The sequence below is a fragment of the bacterium genome (assembly GCA_022763185.1).
GTDB lineage: Bacteria > Bdellovibrionota_G > JALEGL01 > JALEGL01 > JALEGL01 > JALEGL01.
This window is the reverse complement of the sequence record JALEGL010000006.1, coordinates 224,076-240,687: the sequence shown is the minus strand read 5'-3', so window position 1 is coordinate 240,687 and position 16,612 is coordinate 224,076. Positions and strand designations below refer to the sequence as shown.

The following is a 16,612-nucleotide window of genomic DNA, read 5'->3' as shown; positions in this document are numbered from 1 at the left end:
TTAATCTTTTTCAATACCAGATTTAATTTTGATATCCATGCTCATATTTTCAGCATCAAGCGTAAACAATGTCTGTTTGTATTTAGGAGGGCCATACTTACGCCAGGCATTGTTAGAAAACCCGTAGTCTTCTTTGGGTATACCAAGAATATTGGCATCCAAGTCCATATTTGAATTCTCATCATGGAAAACAGCAATAGAATATTCTCCATACGGCACATCTTTAAAAACATATTCTGCAGTTTTGTTTTTGATCATCACTTCTGCTCCCCTAAATGGAGCTTTCTTTTTTAAAAATGTTTTTTTAGTATTGTGTAAAGCTAACATTGCTTGCCCCTGATCTGATTTAAAACCAATAAGCATCACCTTGATATCCCCTAGCTCAGCCGCAAAACCACTAAAACTAAATAACAACCCTAAAATACCCAGCTTTATTTTTATAATTTGCATAAAGTTTAGCCTAGAGCAAAAACATAAAATTACAAATAAAATGCACCTGATGACTATTTTTCTTTATTGAGTCTGACATTTTTCTTAAGATGTAAACTATGTATCAATTGAATTTACAAAAAGGCCAAGATGATGCCATGCAAGTTGTACTTAAACAAAATCAAACCAGTGTTGGAAGAGCTGCAAATAACGATATTTGCCTCCCCGATGCAGATATTTCACGTGTTCACTTCATCATCACTAAAAACAATGATCATGAATTTGTTATTACCGATAAATCAACCAACGGTACTTTTTTAAATGATAAAAAAATAAGCAGTAGCATTATTCGACCTCAAGATTGTATTAAAATAGGTCAGTGGACTATTTTTTTCTTACAAAGCCAAGAACGATCTGAAGCAGCAACCCAAATTATTGACACTTCCCCAACCAAAGTGGTTTCTTACAAACCCAATAACGGGGAAATTGTTACTCAACTTTCTCAGCTAGAATGCTTGGATAGTCAAAAAATATACGATTTGAAAGACAGTATGATTTCTATTGGTAAAGCCAGCAGCAACACCATCGTCATTGATTCAGAGTATATCTCCAACTTTCATTGCAAACTTGAATACAAAAACAATCAATTTCATCTCAAAGACCTTAACAGTACCAATGGCACTTTACTCAACAATAAAAAAATTCTTGAAGCTCCGCTCGTTGATGGTGCCATCATTTCTGTAGGTAAACATAACTTTAGATTTTCCACAGAAGAAAGCTTAGAAACAATTAAAGCTTTACCCATCAAACAATATCATGGGATTATTTCTCAAGATAAAGCCATGCAGCAGATGTTTGCTTTAATTGAACGCATGAGTCAATCAGATGCCAATGTTTTAATTCAAGGGGAAACGGGTTGCGGAAAAGAGTTAATTGCCAAAGCCATTCACAAGGTAAGCCATCGTGCCCATCAACGTTATATTACGCTCAACTGCGGTGCCATTGCCAAAGACCTCATTGAAAGTGAACTTTTTGGCCATGAAAAAGGCGCATTTACTTCAGCGCTGAACCAACGCAAGGGTGTTTTTGAAGAAGCCAACCATGGAACACTTTTTTTAGATGAAATTGCAGAGCTTCCTCTTGAACTCCAACCCAAACTGTTGCGTGTTTTGGAAAACAATGAAATTAGACGTGTAGGCAGCAATAAAACCATCACAATCAATACCCGTATTATTGCTGCAACTCACCAAAACCTGCATGAATGTGTAAAAAAAGGAACGTTCAGGGAGGATTTATATTATCGCTTGTTTGTTATTCCGATCAACGTTCCTCCTCTGAGAAACCGAAAAGAAGACATTCCTTTGCTGGTTGATTATTTTCTAAACCAAAAAACTTCAATTTCTAAAAACGCACTAGAACAATTAAAAAATCATGCTTGGCCAGGTAATGTCCGCGAATTAAAAAACCTCGTACAAAGAGCACAAATAGCTGCTGGGGACGCTGAAATTGATAGCCAGCATATCAATTTCTCCCCACTAGGAATTGCTGATAAAACGGCCTATGAATTTGATAGCACACTCAATAGGATACCCAAAGTATCCAAAACCCTAAAAGATGTTGAAAAAGAGATTATTCTTGAAGAACTTAATAATAATAATTGGAACAAAACTGAAACTGCAAAAAAATTGGGAATTGCCAAATCTACTCTACACGAAAAAATTAAAAAGTATCAACTAGAAAACTAAACTTCATTGAGCTCTCTTTTAACCTTGGAAGAAGGTCTAAACACAACCTGTTTTTTTTCTTTGACTTCAATGCTTTCTCCAGTTCTAGGGTTTCTTGCCAGTCTTTTTAGACGTCTTTTGACCTGTAAAACACCTATGCCTGGATGACTTATTTTTTTATGCCTTTTTAACATGTAGACCATTTGGTCAGTCATGCTTTCTAAAAAATCTTTTATGGCTGCTTTTGAAATCCCTCTTTTTTTTTGCTGTTTATAGAGAACTTCTACCAGATCGCTTTTATTCATAATAAATATGTTCATAGCATGCCTTGAAACTTGGCTCCAGGCATTTTAGATGCCATAATGGTAAGTATGAGAAGATTAAGTTTTTTTATGACTGCTTTTGTTTTCTTGGCTTTGAGTGCATGCTCTAACTCAAAAAAACAGTTTGCAGAACCCTACGTTAAAAAAAATGACACTGCCGCTCATAGTACACAACAAATTTATGGTTACAGTTATAAAGATACTTGGGCAGCAACCAATGAAGTCCTTAATAACCTCAATACGCCTATATTGGTTAATCGACGTGAACATGGGCTCATCATAACTGATTGGATTACAGGCAAATCTTCAAGGTTATTTTCTGGTTATGGGAACTCAAAAATACCGTATAAAATTAGGTATAAAATGAAATTTACTGTTCAGCCCAGTAAACAAGGAACTGTAATCACCATTGACTCAAAAGAACAGTATTATACCGATGTAATTTCAGGACAGCTTGATTTTCAAGGCTCTTTGTACCGTTGGGTTGAAACCAAGCCTGGAGGCGAAATACAAAAAAACCTTCTCCAGGAAATTCAAAGCTATTTAGCACAATCTAGAGCTTAACGGCGATGAATGCGTAGAGAAAAATTAGTGTCAGAAGCAAAAGAACAACTTGGCAACTATATACTCTCTGAGAAAGTCGGCACCGGTGGGATGGCAGAGGTTTTTCTTGCTCACCATAAAAAGCATCCCAATAAACGTTTTGCACTTAAACGCATGCTCACCAAATTCTCACAAAATAAAAGCTTGGTTAATATGTTTATCCAAGAAGCTAGCTTAGCCTCAATTTTAAACCACCCAAATATTATTCCTATCTACGATTTTGGAGTCATAGACAACCAATACTTTCTAGCCATGGAATATTTAGAAGGGAAAGATTTAAAATCTATTCTTCGGGCGTGCATTATTCAAAAAAAAGCTCTTCCAGTGGCTTTATGCATTCATATCGCCTGCCAAACTCTACATGCTCTTGATTATGCACATAATAAGTGTGACCATTATCAACGTCCTTTACAAATTGTACATAGAGACATCTCACCGCAAAACATCATGATTTCTTTTGATGGGAGCATAAAAATTTTAGACTTTGGTATTGCCAAAGCCATTGCCAAACCTGGAGATGAAGAAAAAGGAATCCTTAAAGGAAAGTTTTCTTATATGTCTCCAGAACAAGCTTCAGGAAAAGCTATTGATCCTAGATCAGATGTTTTTGCAGTGGGCATTGTCCTATGGGAGCTGTTAACACTGCACTCCTGTTACACAGCCAATGAACCCATGGAGCTCATTAAAAAAGTGCGCCAAGCTAAAATTGCCCCTCCACACATTATTAACAGCAAGGTACCCCATGAGCTCTCTGATATTATCATGAAAGCTTTGGATAAAAATTTACAAACCCGCTATCAAAGTGCTCTAGACTTTGGTGTAGAGTTAGAAAACTTCTTACTGGATCGCTATGGTAGTGTAAACCATGCTGACATGATCTCATTTTTAAGTACAGTCTTCTATGAACCGAGGTTGAAAGAGACTTTGAATGAAGCTCTGCAAAAAAACAGCGCTTATGTCTCTTTTGATCAATTTAATGACAATAAGCATGGTCAATTTAATCATTCAAAATACTCCAAAAGCTCAAAATTAAAGAAACTTACTCCTTGGAAGATCGCTCCATCTCTACTTGAAAAGTATATTCATACTTTTTTAGTGCTTATACTTTACCTATTATCAGGCTGGTTTATCTATCAAAAAAAAGCGCTCCTTAAAGCCGCTTTTACCTCTCCTCCAAGCTTTATTCAATCAACCAGCAAGAGAATCAGTGCCTTTCTAACTGAAAAAGAAAGCTCCCAACAAAAAATCTCTTCATTAACCAGCGTAGCTTCAATAGAAAAAAACCCACCCATATTTTTCTTTAATCAACCTATTGCTAAAGCCATCAAAAACCTAAGGGTTAAAACCATTTTGGCTATCAGCACTAGACTTAGTGCTATCGCAGAAAAGCCAGAAAACTATTTTAAAGATACGCATAGCTATTATTTTTCTGAATCTGGCTACACCTTAGGCATTCTTTTTTCTCAAGAAACCAATACCCTCAATATCATGAGTGTTAAAAAGAATTAGATTTTTACTTAAAAATTCCGCAGTAAAGCCTGTAAATCATCGCTTAAAATCCCCATGTATTTTTACCTGAATCACAGAGCCAAAGTTTGGCGTGATATCAAGCCATAAAATTATATTGAACTTTGATGCTTGGTATACCATCGTTGCCAGTGGTATGCGCAATCACTCTGCTGATCAAAATTAGATTTTTTTATTGATAACGCATTATTTTCAACCAAACTTTTAAAAGCATTGCATACGTGAATTTTAAATTGAGACTGCATGTTTGTTCTTTGAATAAGCTTGGCTAAGGTATGAATTGATTGTTTATCATTGTACTGCACAATGACATCCAGCATACTTTTTAAAATACCCATTAAATCTTGTTCATTTTGTAAACGATTCTTGTCATCAAACATAGCTTTCTCTATGGCTTGAATCACTTTTTGACTGGGCTGCACAGATAAGGCTTGAATCGCCGCTTTTCTAACAACCAAAGAATCATCTTTCAAACATGAAATTAAATATGGATGATAGGTTTTAAGGTCTGTTTGTGATGCTAGGGCTTTAATACTGGCTAAGCGAATTAAAAACAGTGGATCTTGAAGCCCTTGAATAATTATTTTTTCTGCTTCAGGCATCATATGTTCTGCCATATACATCACGCTCAACCAGCGCCACTTCCATGGATAAGCTGGAGATTCCCAGACCACCAATAAAGCCTTTTTTTCTTGTTCTGATAGCGTATTGAGTTGAGTATATTCTTTTGAAAAGTCTTTTTTATGCTGAGCATCGGTAAAAATTTTTTTTAACTTATGGGTCAATAGCTGATGTTCATTGGCTTTTACTGACTTATACAGTGTCAGTGAAAAGAACAAAAACAAAGCTTGCATCCATCTTAAATCTCTTCTAATAGTAATCATCATGAAAAAACTTCTCCTAGCTTCACCTCGTGGATTTTGTGCTGGCGTTGTCCGTGCTGTTGATATTGTTGATCTTGCCTTAAAACATTATGGCACGCCTTTGTATGTTAGAAAAGAAATTGTTCATAACCAATCAGTTGTTCAATCATTTAAAGATCAAGGTGTTGTTTTTATTGAAGAATTATCTGAAGCTCCGCAAAATGCCAGAGTTATTTTTAGTGCTCACGGCGTCTCTCCGCAAGTAAGAGAAGAAGCAAAAGCTAAACAACTGAAAATTATTGATGCAACCTGTCCTTTGGTCACCAAAGTTCACTCAGAAGTTCATAAATACAAGAAGTTAAATTATTCAATCGTTCTTATTGGTCACAAAGAACATGAAGAGGTTGAAGGTACCTTTGGTGAAGCTCCTGATATTATTCAGATTGTGGGTTCCTTAGCCGATATAGAGCACTTAAAAAACATTAATCCTGAAAAAGTTGTTGCACTGACCCAGACAACATTAAGTGTGGATGAGGCTAAATTTCTAATTGATGCCTTAAAAGAAAAATATCCTAAGCTAACCACACCACCCAAAGGTGATATTTGCTATGCCACACAAAATCGACAAGATGCAGTAAGGGCACTGGTTAAAGCTGGTATTGATCTCTTATTGGTTATTGGTTCACAAAACAGCTCTAACTCAAAACGATTGGCTGAGCTGGCCAGCAGTCTTGGTGTCCCTGGTTACTTGATAGACTCTGCTAATCAGATTCAAGCATCTTGGATCAACGATAAAAAAATCATTGGTTTAACCGCCGGTGCTTCTGCTCCAGAATATCTGGTTCAAGAGGTTGTTGAACAACTCAAACCCTTAGGGTTCAAAGAAGAAGATTTTAATTTTATCAAAGAAGACGTCTTGTTTCAGTTACCCAAAGAACTACAGACTATTTCTAAAAATCAACCCACGCCCTTACCCACGCATTCATAGTTATAATATATATAGAAGGTAAGATACGTTTGTAGTTTACGAACAAAGTACTTTTTGCTATTTTCGTGTTTTATGAAACATTTGTTAACTTGCCTTGTTTTATTTTCTTCATGTGTATTGGCCAAGTCCTCAGGATTTGCCAACTTCAATCTTTACCCATATGACACAAGAAATCTGAGTGTTTATACTTTAGAGTTAGGAATTAACTTTTCATCAAAACTGAGTTATTTTTCGTTTACTAACTTTGAGTCTCAGTTTGGTCAAAGCAATGAAGATATTGCAAGTTTTTACAGTGAACAAAATATCTATTGGTCAATATTTAATAACGCTCCTTTACACTGGGTAAACCAATGGGCACTTGCTGGCGGCACTGATAACGACACCTTACGCACAGGCATAGGTTGGAAAATCTCACAAACACAAGCCTTAAGAAACTTTTTTAAATCTCTTTATCTTAACTATACTCTCAACTGGTTTCCACTACAATTTAACAGTCTTTCTGGTTACACCTGGCAATTAGAACATTATTATTATTGGCTACTTTTCCCCAAAACCTTAAGTAAGCGCATGTACTTGTCTGGTTTTTTTGACCATAACTTCATTGATGGTTCAACAACAACAGTAACTGAACATCAATTGGGGATTAATATTTATAAAAAAATGTACGCTGTTGCTGAATACAGATACAACGGTTTTTCAACAGACAAAAGTGGCTTGGGTTTAGGAATAGAGTTTAAAACAAAGCTTTAATCAAATCAATCAAGACTATACCCTTTGAGCCGTCAATAAGCTTTGATACGTAGATATAGGCATTGGAATTTCTAAATACTCGCCTAAAAGACGTACAATACTTGCTTGCTTTTCAGAAACATTGTGATCATAACTTATGATTTTATAGCATGCAGCCAATAATTTTTGCCGTTCATAAAAAGCCAGTTTTTTTAAATTTTCTAAGGCTTGCAACAATAAGTTATGACTAAACTCATCTTTTTTAAACAACTCATATTGTCCATGACGATAGAAAAAAGTGATCCCCGATAAAAATGCTTGTTTTTGTTCAACCGGATCTTTGCTTATTGAGGCATAACTTAAACTGGATAAAACAATCACCAAGGCTTCGTCTGTTTTTAACTGAGTTTTATTGTGAGAAACTTTGTTGGGTATACAGTTTAATTTAAAAATTTGATATGCAACACACTCAAACAAAGATATTTTCCCATCACAATCAATTACTTTTTTTAATAGACTGTTGATTTCAAACAAGAGATCATGTCTTTGTTTTTTAAGTATAGGGATAAGTAAATCTTGAATACCTATCTTTTCATTGTAGCTATGCTTATTAAAAAAATCCCTAGCCATGCTATAGGTTTTCAGCTCATCTTCTGATAAATACTTGTTTAAAAGCTTTTTTTGTAGCAAAAATACAGCTTCGTTTTTTGAACTGTATATGGCACAGAGTTTTGCTTTTAACTGCTCTTTAGATCTTAGCCAACGGTAATCTTTTAGGTTTAAATCTTTTAAAAAATGGGCTGCATACACGGTATCAATGGGTGAAATCATACCACCCAGTAAAATAGAGGGTTTGTCTTGCAGCCATTGTGACTCTACACCGGGAGAAACTTCTTTTTTTCTGGTTTGAGGGAAAACACCATCAAATTTTTTTTCATAGACCCTTATTCTATCTTCTAAACTTGGGTGAGAAGCCATGATCGGCAATAAAAAGTTTTGACTTAAATGAAGCTCACAAAACATCATATGACTCACTTTTTCAATCTTAGGATTAAACACCTGTGAGCCCCATCGATCACCACCAATTTTTTTTAATGCCCCAGTTAATGCACTGGGGTTTCGAGTAAATTGAACAGACAAAGCATCAGCAAGAAATTCTCTTTGCCGGGACAAAGCTGCTTTTATGATCTTAGAAAACATTTGTCCTAAACTCCCTATCACCATCAAAAGCAGACCAAGAAAAATTTGATACACTCCACCTTTACCGCGAAATGTTTTTTTACCTGGATAGACTAAAAACTTTCCAAACAAATAAATTGAACTGATGCTATTTAAAGCTGCCATCATCAACATATTGATACGCGTATCTCCAGATAATATATGGCCAAACTCATGCGCAATGACTGCCTGAAGTTCATCTCGGTTAAGATGATCTAAACAGCCTTGGGTAATAGCAATGGCACTGTCATGAATGCTATAGCCACTTGCCATAGCATTCATGCCCGTTTCATTTTCAAAGCAATACATATTTGGGCATGGTACTCCTGAAGCAATGGCCATTTCTTCAACACAATTTTTTAAAATCAATTCTTTTTGGCTTAGATCTTTATCCAAAAGCGATTTGGCACCAAGGTACTTCATGATACTGTTGGCATCAGAGGCTGGCCCCAAACGCATTTTTAGAAACGAAATACTTAAACCAATAAAAAATACACCGCTGATAAGAAAATATCGTTGAAACCGACCATCAACATAACTCTTTAGCACCCAATCTGAACACAAACATAAAGCAATATCTATCAGTACGACAGCCGTGATAAATAAAACAATATACAGTTTAGATACTTGTTTTCTTTTTCTTTGTTGACTAAAAAAATCCAAAGCTAAAATTTAACTTTTGGCGTGTTGCGCTCTTGTTCAGCAATCTTAAGCTGTGCAACTGGATTAAAAGCAAACATACCTGCAATCATATTATTGGGAAAAACTTCTCTTGCAGTATTGTAAACCATCACAGCATCATTGTAAGATTGCCGTGAAAATGAAATTTTATTCTCAGTGCTTTTGAGTTCTTCGGATAATTGTGCCATGCTTTCATTGGCTTTTAACTCTGGGTAATTTTCCATAACTGCAAATAAACGCCCTAAACCTGAACTTAATGAACTTTCTGCTTGCGATAGTTTATCCAACAAACCGCTATCACCTAAATTATTTTTTAATTGATTCGCAATACCAGAAGCTTGTTGTCTAGCTTGAATAACAGCCGTTAAAGTCTCTTTTTCATGTTCCATATATTTTTTACTGACTTCTACTAAATTAGGAATAAGATCATATCGGCGTTTTAACTGGACATCTATTTGTGAAAAAGCATTTTTATACCTGTTTTTTAAACGTACCAAACGGTTGTAAATTCCAAGTAAAATTCCAACACATAACAAGAGTAAAGCGAGCACAATATATATCATAAAATAAATTTTACTTTAATTTCATAAAATGTCTACTTGAATGCTTATTCTAAGCCTTGATTATATCTTTTTACCTTAAACTTTTGATAAAGCCTGTTCAAGATCTTGTTTAAGATCATTAATGTCTTCAATGCCAACAGAAATACGGACGAATGCATCGCTTATTCCCAAAGCTCTTCTTTTTTCTGCTGGCAGACTGGCATGGGTCATAATAGCGGGGTGCTCAATCAAAGACTCCACTCCACCTAAGCTTTCTGCTAAAATGAACAAGTTTAAGTGCCGTAAAAAAGCTTTGGTTTGCTCTAAACTCAAGTCAAGGTTAACACTTAACATGCCACCAGCATAGCCTTGCATTTGTTGTCCCACAAGATAATGATTTGGATGGTCTTCTAAGCCAGGATAAATAACCTGCTTTACTTTAGCATGGCTACTCAAAAAGTCTGCTATTTCCACAGCATTTTGACAGTGTTTTTGCATTCTTAAGGCCAAGGTTTTAAGCCCTCTTAAAGATAACCAGCAATCAAAAGCTGAAGGTACGGCTCCAATTGAGTTTTGTAAAAACTTAATTTTTTTAAACCACTCCTCATCATTACACATGATGGCTCCACCAACTACATCAGAGTGCCCTCCAATATATTTGGTGGTTGAGTGAACAACCATATCGGCGCCTTGAATCAACGGATTTTGAATAAATGGACTGGCAAAAGTATTATCAACAACCAGCTTAACACCATTGTCTTGGCAAATTTGGCTCAAGCTCTTTATATCAATCAATTTAAGCATGGGATTGCTGGGAGTTTCTATCCAGCACACATCTACAGTATGTTGTTTAAAAAAATCTTCTACTTGGCTGAGATTAGAAAAATCTAGATAATCAAAATACAAACCATGCTTAGAAAATACTTTATCAAAGAGTCTGAATGTCCCACCATAGACATCATCGCTACAAACGATACGTACATTTTTATTTAAACTTTCAACAATACAGTGAATGGCTGCCATTCCAGAAGCAAAGCTAGCACAATACTGCGCTTTTTCTAATGATGCTAGACACTTTTCATAAGCATGTCTTGTAGGGTTGTCTGTACGCGAGTACTCATAGCCTAAATGCTCACCTGGAGACTTTTGTGCATACGTGCTGGTCTGATACAGTGGAACAATAACTGATCCTGTTTTTTCATCCGGTTCTTGACCAACATGAATAGCCTTACTTGCAAAATTGAGCTTTGTTTTATCCATCATTAGATATAACCGTTTTCTTTTAGCCAGGTATTATCATAAACTTTGCTTATATACCGTGAACCGCTATCCGGTAAAATCATTAAAAATCTTTTCTTACCTTCTGTTTTTTCTGCTACTTTCAAGCCGCCAGCAATAGCTCCACCGCATGATCCGCCAGCAAAAATACCTTCTTTGGCAGCCAACTCTCTAGTCATATCAAAGCACTCTTTATCAGATACTTGAATGACATCATCGATCAAATCAAAATCAATGGTATCTGGCATGAAGTCTTCACCAAAACCTTCCACTTTATAACTTGTTACCACTTTAGGTATTTCACCAGTTTTAAAATAATCATAATATATGGAGCCAATAGGATCGATACAAATGGCTTTTAAATGTGGAATTTTTTCTTTTAAATATTTTGCTGTTCCACACAAAGTTCCTCCGGTTCCACTAGCCACGACCAAATAATCCAGCTCGCCTCCAAGCTGTTGGTAAATTTCAGGTCCAGTACTAAGTAAATGTGTCTTTGGGTTAGAAGGATTGTGGTATTGATCAACATAAAATGAGTTTTCAGTTTCTTCTGCCAATTTTTTTGCTACCGAGTAATAACTTCTAGGATCATCAGGTTCTACCGCAGTTGGTGTCACCACAACTTGACACCCCATGGCTTCTAAAATTTTTATTTTTTCATTAGATACTTTATCCGGCATCACGCATATGCATTTAAACCCTTTTACACAGGCTACCATTGCTAGTCCCATTCCTGTATTTCCTGAAGTACACTCTATGATTGTGCCGCCTTCTTTTAATTTACCTTCAGCAACCGCATCATCTACCATTTGCTTGGCAATTCTATCCTTAATTGAACTTCCTGGATTAAAAAACTCAACTTTTACCAAAAGCTCATGTTCAAAGTTTTGACCAATTTTATTTAAACGAACAATTGGAGTGTCTCCCACACATTCTAAAATATTATTACGAATCATCCTATGCTCCTTAATTTTATATTATTATTTAATATTAATGGTTGAATACACTTGTTCAGAAAAAATATTGGGCTTAAATCCCTTAACTTTATTACTGATAACACGGCCAGTGGTAATATGAAAAATGGGAACCAGCTCAACACTATCTAAAAGAACACCTTCAGCCTGCCTAATTCCTTGCAAAACTTGAGGCCAGTACTCATGAGTAAAAGCCTTTTTCAAAGTTTTCTCAAAACCAATATGATAAAAACTACCCGCACTGGCTCTGCTGGGTAAAAAGGCTTCCAAAATGCCGAATGCATTATCAGGTAAAGCTCCCACTGTATCAATGGCTATATCAAAATCACCTTTAACAACTCTTTGATCAAATTTGCTTTGTTTTTCGGCTTGTAAAACTACTCTTTTAAAGGGCAAAGCATTTAAAAAAAGTTGTTGAATTGCCAAAGCTATTTTTTCATTGCGAGCCGTATCAACATACATAAACTGTAATTCTCCTAATTTTTTACAGTTTTTCCGACCCTTCTCAACACAGTAACCCAAGCTTTCAAGTTCATTTATAGCTCTTGTTTTTGAAAATGAAAATCCCAATGGCGGTTGATATCCCAAAACATTTTTGGGCATCATTGAATACGCTGCCTGATAATTGTTAAAGTGTAAGGATTGTTTAATAAAATCTCTATTGATTGACATGGCAATTGCTCTACGGATAGCAACGTCCTGTAAATTCTGATGCTTATTATTAAGCCTTAAAAACATGGTTAATAAATCTGGCTCATAAATATACTTATAACCATGCTGTACAAAATGATTTTTATACTCATCAAAATCAATTGAAAAACCTCTGTTTCCAACTACATGAACTTGTTGAGGTCCTACTTTCTCTATATTTTCTAAACTTTTATTGTAAAAAAGACTGATTTCATCTAGTTCAATTTTACTGGCCCATCGATGATAAGGGTTTTTACGCAATAAAATAACTTCACTATTTTTTCTTACTGGAATAAACAAACCATTGCCTACCCATGATGAAAAGTCTTGTTGTGTTTGTAAAGAATCCATAGTGTTAATTTTTCTCAAAGGCCCTGTCCATGGTCGAGCAAACAACATAATAGTTCTTAAATCATAATGTTCAAATTGAATTTTAATTATTCTTTTCCCTAAAGATTGCACACCCAATTCATTTGGCGATAGAATTTCACCTTCAATTAGTTTTTGAGCCCCTTTAATATGAATTAATTTTGTAATATGCGGGCTCTTATTATTTTTATTTAAGATGTAGTTTAAAGTATTAACATAGTCATCCGCTGTTATGTCTTGGCCATTTGACCATTTTAAATCAGACCTGAGTTTAAACGTAATGCTTTTTTCATCAAAACTCTGGCTATAGCTTTCTGCTGCCAAAGGAACAATCTTTCCTGTCTCAGGAACAACATACAATAGAGGCTCATGTAGCTGTAAACCTAATATGGTTTCAGTATATGTTTTGAGTTGACCTGGATGCAATGTTTTTAGTGGGCTTTGTGTAAACAGTCTAAAAACTTTTTTTTGTCTTTGCCTACGATCCACAGTTGAAAACTGTGATGCACATGATCCTAAAATCAAAAAGCTTAGGCCAAGAATAAAATAACTCCAATTTAATTTTAGTTGCTTACTATGCATGTTAATAGTTCCTTTTTTGCTTGTTCAAGTTGAGCTATCTCTTGCTGTAAAATGGCAAGCCAAAAAGAGTAATGTGCCAAACTTGCTTGCTTGAGTAAATCAACTCGCTTGATAAACACGCCCTGCCAAAAAAAATCTGTCTCTTCTCCTAAGAAAGATTGAGGAATATTCATTGGTGTTCTGAATAAAAACTCAATCCCCTCATAAGGACATGGCTGGATCACAATTTTTATATGTTCTGATTGTTCAAGGTCTTTTAACTTTTGAGTACAAGCAAAAATATTTGATTCTTGGCAAAAAACAACAACACTTATAGCTTGAGCATTATCACATTTATATTGATCAATAAATTGTTCCAAAGTCATGCTTTGCCTCTTAAAACACCTATAGCACTATGATCCAAATCAAAAATTTTATTTGCACATTCATTAACTTGACCAATATTAACTTTTTTTAACTTGTGTTCATATTCAAACAAGTCTTGCATTTGACCACCATTGATTGCGGATTCAGCCATTAAATAGGCCAAACTACTTGAAGCTTGCATATCTACCGCATGTTGACAAATAGCACACTCTATAGCTTCACTAAGCTCTTGTTGAGAGACAACTTGGCTTTTAAGTCGCTCAAATTCAACCAAAACTCTGTTTTTCACTTCCTCTTCATGCTTTAAGTTGGTTTTAGCATAAACAAAAAAAGCTCCCGCTTTAAGCAACGCAATGTTGTAAGCCATACTTTGATAAACCAAAGCTCGTTTATCCCTAAGCTCATTAAACAGCCTTCCACCCAAACCTGATAAAATATGTGCCAAACAATCTAAAACAACTTTATCGTTATCATTAAATTTAACACCTTTAAAACCAAAAACAAAGCCGACTTGCGATCCTTTAGTCATCGCAATATTTTCTACTGGGCTACGTGGCGGCATAAATGATAATACACCTTTTTTTTCTTCCTTGTTCACACCAGAATTTAAATCAAACTGTGACAATACCATTTCTTGGACTTGTGCATAAGGTGCAGGGCCAACGTAAGCAATAACCATATTAGACAAACAAAAATGTTCTTTATGCCAATCTAAAATATTTTCAGCATTCACGTTCATGATTGAAGCCGCATGTCCATATCGTGGCCATGCGTAAGGGTGAATTCCCATCAGGGCCTGATAAAAAAGTTCTACAGGTTTAAAGAATAAATCTTTTTCAATACCCGCGAGTTGATTAAAAATTTTGTTTTTTTCTTGTTCCAACAGGTCAGCATTAACATAAGGTTCCATGATCATATCTGAGATCGTCCTTAAACCTTGTTTTAAATTAACTTGAGGTAAGGTCATGGAGTAACCAAAGTGATCTGCAGATGCATCATAGCTTAATTGTATACCATGCGCTTCTAGGTTATCTTTAAATTCAAGTTGACTTTGATGCATGGTTGCTTGTGCCAACAAGCCTAAAGACGCATTGGTATACCCACTGCTTGTAAAAGTTTCTTCTAAACGGCCACCTTTAAAACGAATGCTTAGATTTGCCATTTGCACTTTTGGTTTTTGACAGTAGATCAGCTGTGCGCCACAAGCAAAACTTTGTTGCCTAAACCTATCTTGCTCATTTGATTCAACGCTTTGCTCAGTAAAAAAGGTATGCTCTAAAACTTCTGAGGATTCCGTGTTTTCAACTTTTTTGCTGTTATAACTGTTGAGGTACTGATCAATTCGCTTTTGTAGAGAGGCTATTTTCTGTTCAGCTTCATAAGCATGACCCATATGTTTGGGAACCATTTCTAAAATTTTGGCTTGAGAGAAATTTAAATAATCGTGAATAAACTGCTGTACATCTTTTAACTGTATATTTTTTAAGGTCTCTAAATAACTTATTTCATCATGATCCAAAGCTAATTGCTGCAAACAATGATTCATGTAGCACTGCTTGTAAGTTGCGTTAATCAGGCTTAAGTCTTGAGAAAAGTAATTGCTATGCAATATGTTTTTTGCTTTTTGCATATCACTTTTGACCAAGTCAGTGTTCTCATTGATGTCTTTTGCAAGAGCATACAAACTACTCAGGAGTATCTCTTGTGTTTGCGCTAAATTTCTAACTTCACACTCTGCTTCTAATAAAAAAACACTTTTTTGATTAAAGTGTAAAACTGTACTGCCTGCATGATCACCAAAGTTTTTTCCTAAAATACTACTTTTCCCTTTGCCTAACATAATGGCAAGTAAGTCTGCCAAAATCATACGATTTAAGTTAAGAGGAAATTCAAAGCCAAATTTACAATGACTATGAGCTTGATCAAATAAAACACGTTTGTAATTCAAACTATGACTTAATACACTTGGTTTAGAGTTGATGTTAGCTGCTTGCGCTGAATTTTTTTCTATACTCATTTCTTCAACCCTATCCTTTAAACACTGCTCCAAATGCTCTAGTGTTTGATCTGGGCTAAAACTGCCATAAATACATAAGTTTATATTTTGCGCTTGATAATAGTGCTGATGAAAGTCTTTAATGTCTTTTAACTCTAAATCAATGGTCTTGTCCTTTAGACTGCGCTCTTTTAAGCCGTCATTGTCAGGAAAAATCATGGATAAAAGAGCTTCTCGGCCTTGAATGTGTGAATTAAAAAGCTTTTTTTTCAATTCCTCAAATATGACTGATTTTTCCAGTTGTAAATCTTCATTGTCATAGTGATTGGATAATATCGCTTGCAGTTGTGCAGAAACAATTGGGAAGAAGTTTTCTTTTGTAGTTACTGCATAAAAATGTGTATGGTCTTGAGCTGTAACGGCATTGTGCACAGCGCCATATTTACGCATGCTTTGCAACACACTACTTTTATTCCCTGTATGATCTATGATTTTTTTTCGATAATACAAATGCTCTAGCATATGCGCTATACCCAAATTATGCTTGGACTCATGTTCATAGCCAACATTGACCCACAGCATAGAGCACACCAATTTTTCATCTGGGCGCGGACACAGCAAGACATTCAAACCATTAGATAATTTATACACCTGATTTTCTTTCAAGACTGGGCAATATTAACACGCTCCTCCTCATGCGTCATGAAAAACTTCCGTATTATCTACTTTA

15 protein-coding genes are annotated in these 16,612 nt (G+C 35.4%); 5 read left to right on the top strand and 10 right to left on the bottom strand.

Features of this window, described 5'->3' with window-relative positions; genetic code table 11:
• Entirely contained in the window at window positions 1-450 is a 450-nt protein-coding gene (locus tag MRY82_03800; GenBank protein MCI5072056.1) for a DUF2141 domain-containing protein, read from the bottom strand.
• A gap of 98 nt (window positions 451-548) precedes the next feature.
• Here MRY82_03800 and MRY82_03795 point away from each other — a divergent pair, with 98 nt between their 5' ends.
• Window positions 549-2,174, top strand: coding sequence for a sigma 54-interacting transcriptional regulator (locus tag MRY82_03795; GenBank protein MCI5072055.1), 1,626 nt, complete (start codon window positions 549-551; stop codon window positions 2,172-2,174).
• Here the strand turns inward: MRY82_03795 and MRY82_03790 are convergent.
• Entirely contained in the window at window positions 2,171-2,458 is a 288-nt protein-coding gene (locus MRY82_03790; protein MCI5072054.1) for an HU family DNA-binding protein, read from the bottom strand. The genes MRY82_03795 and MRY82_03790 overlap by 4 nt on opposite strands.
• A 66-nt stretch (window positions 2,459-2,524) precedes the next feature.
• Here MRY82_03790 and bamC point away from each other — a divergent pair, with 66 nt between their 5' ends.
• Together bamC and MRY82_03780 are read left to right on the top strand one after the other, a co-directional pair.
• Window positions 2,525-3,040: an outer membrane protein assembly factor BamC gene (gene bamC / locus MRY82_03785; protein MCI5072053.1), complete on the top strand. Its 516-nt coding sequence runs from the start codon at window positions 2,525-2,527 to the stop codon at window positions 3,038-3,040.
• A 9-nt stretch (window positions 3,041-3,049) separates the two neighbouring features.
• On the top strand, window positions 3,050-4,588 hold the full coding sequence (locus tag MRY82_03780; protein MCI5072052.1) for a serine/threonine protein kinase: 1,539 nt from the start codon (window positions 3,050-3,052) through the stop codon (window positions 4,586-4,588).
• 110 nt (window positions 4,589-4,698) lie between these two features.
• Here MRY82_03780 and MRY82_03775 read toward each other — a convergent pair whose 3' ends face one another.
• On the bottom strand, window positions 4,699-5,493 hold the full coding sequence (locus MRY82_03775; protein MCI5072051.1) for a HEAT repeat domain-containing protein: 795 nt from the start codon (window positions 5,491-5,493) through the stop codon (window positions 4,699-4,701).
• On the opposite strand from MRY82_03775, the gene ispH reads away from it, so the two are divergent.
• Window positions 5,492-6,457, top strand: a complete 966-nt coding sequence (gene ispH, locus MRY82_03770; protein MCI5072050.1) for a 4-hydroxy-3-methylbut-2-enyl diphosphate reductase — start codon at window positions 5,492-5,494, stop codon at window positions 6,455-6,457. The two genes, MRY82_03775 and ispH, sit on opposite strands and share 2 nt — an antisense overlap.
• 72 nt (window positions 6,458-6,529) lie before the next feature.
• Window positions 6,530-7,207, top strand: coding sequence for a hypothetical protein (locus tag MRY82_03765; GenBank protein MCI5072049.1), 678 nt, complete (start codon window positions 6,530-6,532; stop codon window positions 7,205-7,207).
• 15 nt (window positions 7,208-7,222) lie between these two features.
• Here the strand turns inward: MRY82_03765 and MRY82_03760 are convergent, their stop codons facing one another.
• The 7 genes from MRY82_03760 to MRY82_03730 form a co-directional block, all read right to left on the bottom strand.
• Window positions 7,223-9,067, bottom strand: coding sequence for a M48 family metalloprotease (locus MRY82_03760; protein ID MCI5072048.1), 1,845 nt, complete (start codon window positions 9,065-9,067; stop codon window positions 7,223-7,225).
• 2 nt (window positions 9,068-9,069) lie between these two features.
• On the bottom strand, window positions 9,070-9,648 hold the full coding sequence (locus MRY82_03755; protein ID MCI5072047.1) for a LemA family protein: 579 nt from the start codon (window positions 9,646-9,648) through the stop codon (window positions 9,070-9,072).
• 75 nt (window positions 9,649-9,723) lie between these two features.
• Complete coding sequence (locus MRY82_03750; protein ID MCI5072046.1) at window positions 9,724-10,887, bottom strand: PLP-dependent aspartate aminotransferase family protein; 1,164 nt, start codon at window positions 10,885-10,887, stop codon at window positions 9,724-9,726.
• A 2-nt stretch (window positions 10,888-10,889) separates the two neighbouring features.
• Complete coding sequence (locus MRY82_03745; protein ID MCI5072045.1) at window positions 10,890-11,861, bottom strand: cysteine synthase family protein; 972 nt, start codon at window positions 11,859-11,861, stop codon at window positions 10,890-10,892.
• 24 nt (window positions 11,862-11,885) lie between these two features.
• Window positions 11,886-13,520 (bottom strand): ABC transporter substrate-binding protein, encoded by a 1,635-nt coding sequence (locus MRY82_03740; GenBank protein ID MCI5072044.1) that lies wholly within the window; start codon window positions 13,518-13,520, stop codon window positions 11,886-11,888.
• Entirely contained in the window at window positions 13,502-13,885 is a 384-nt protein-coding gene (locus MRY82_03735) for a hypothetical protein (protein MCI5072043.1), read from the bottom strand. The genes MRY82_03740 and MRY82_03735 overlap by 19 nt, the downstream gene beginning before the upstream one ends.
• Window positions 13,882-16,533, bottom strand: coding sequence for an insulinase family protein (locus MRY82_03730; GenBank protein MCI5072042.1), 2,652 nt, complete (start codon window positions 16,531-16,533; stop codon window positions 13,882-13,884). Before MRY82_03730 ends, MRY82_03735 begins: the two co-directional genes overlap by 4 nt.
• Between the last annotated feature and the right edge of the window lie 79 nt (window positions 16,534-16,612).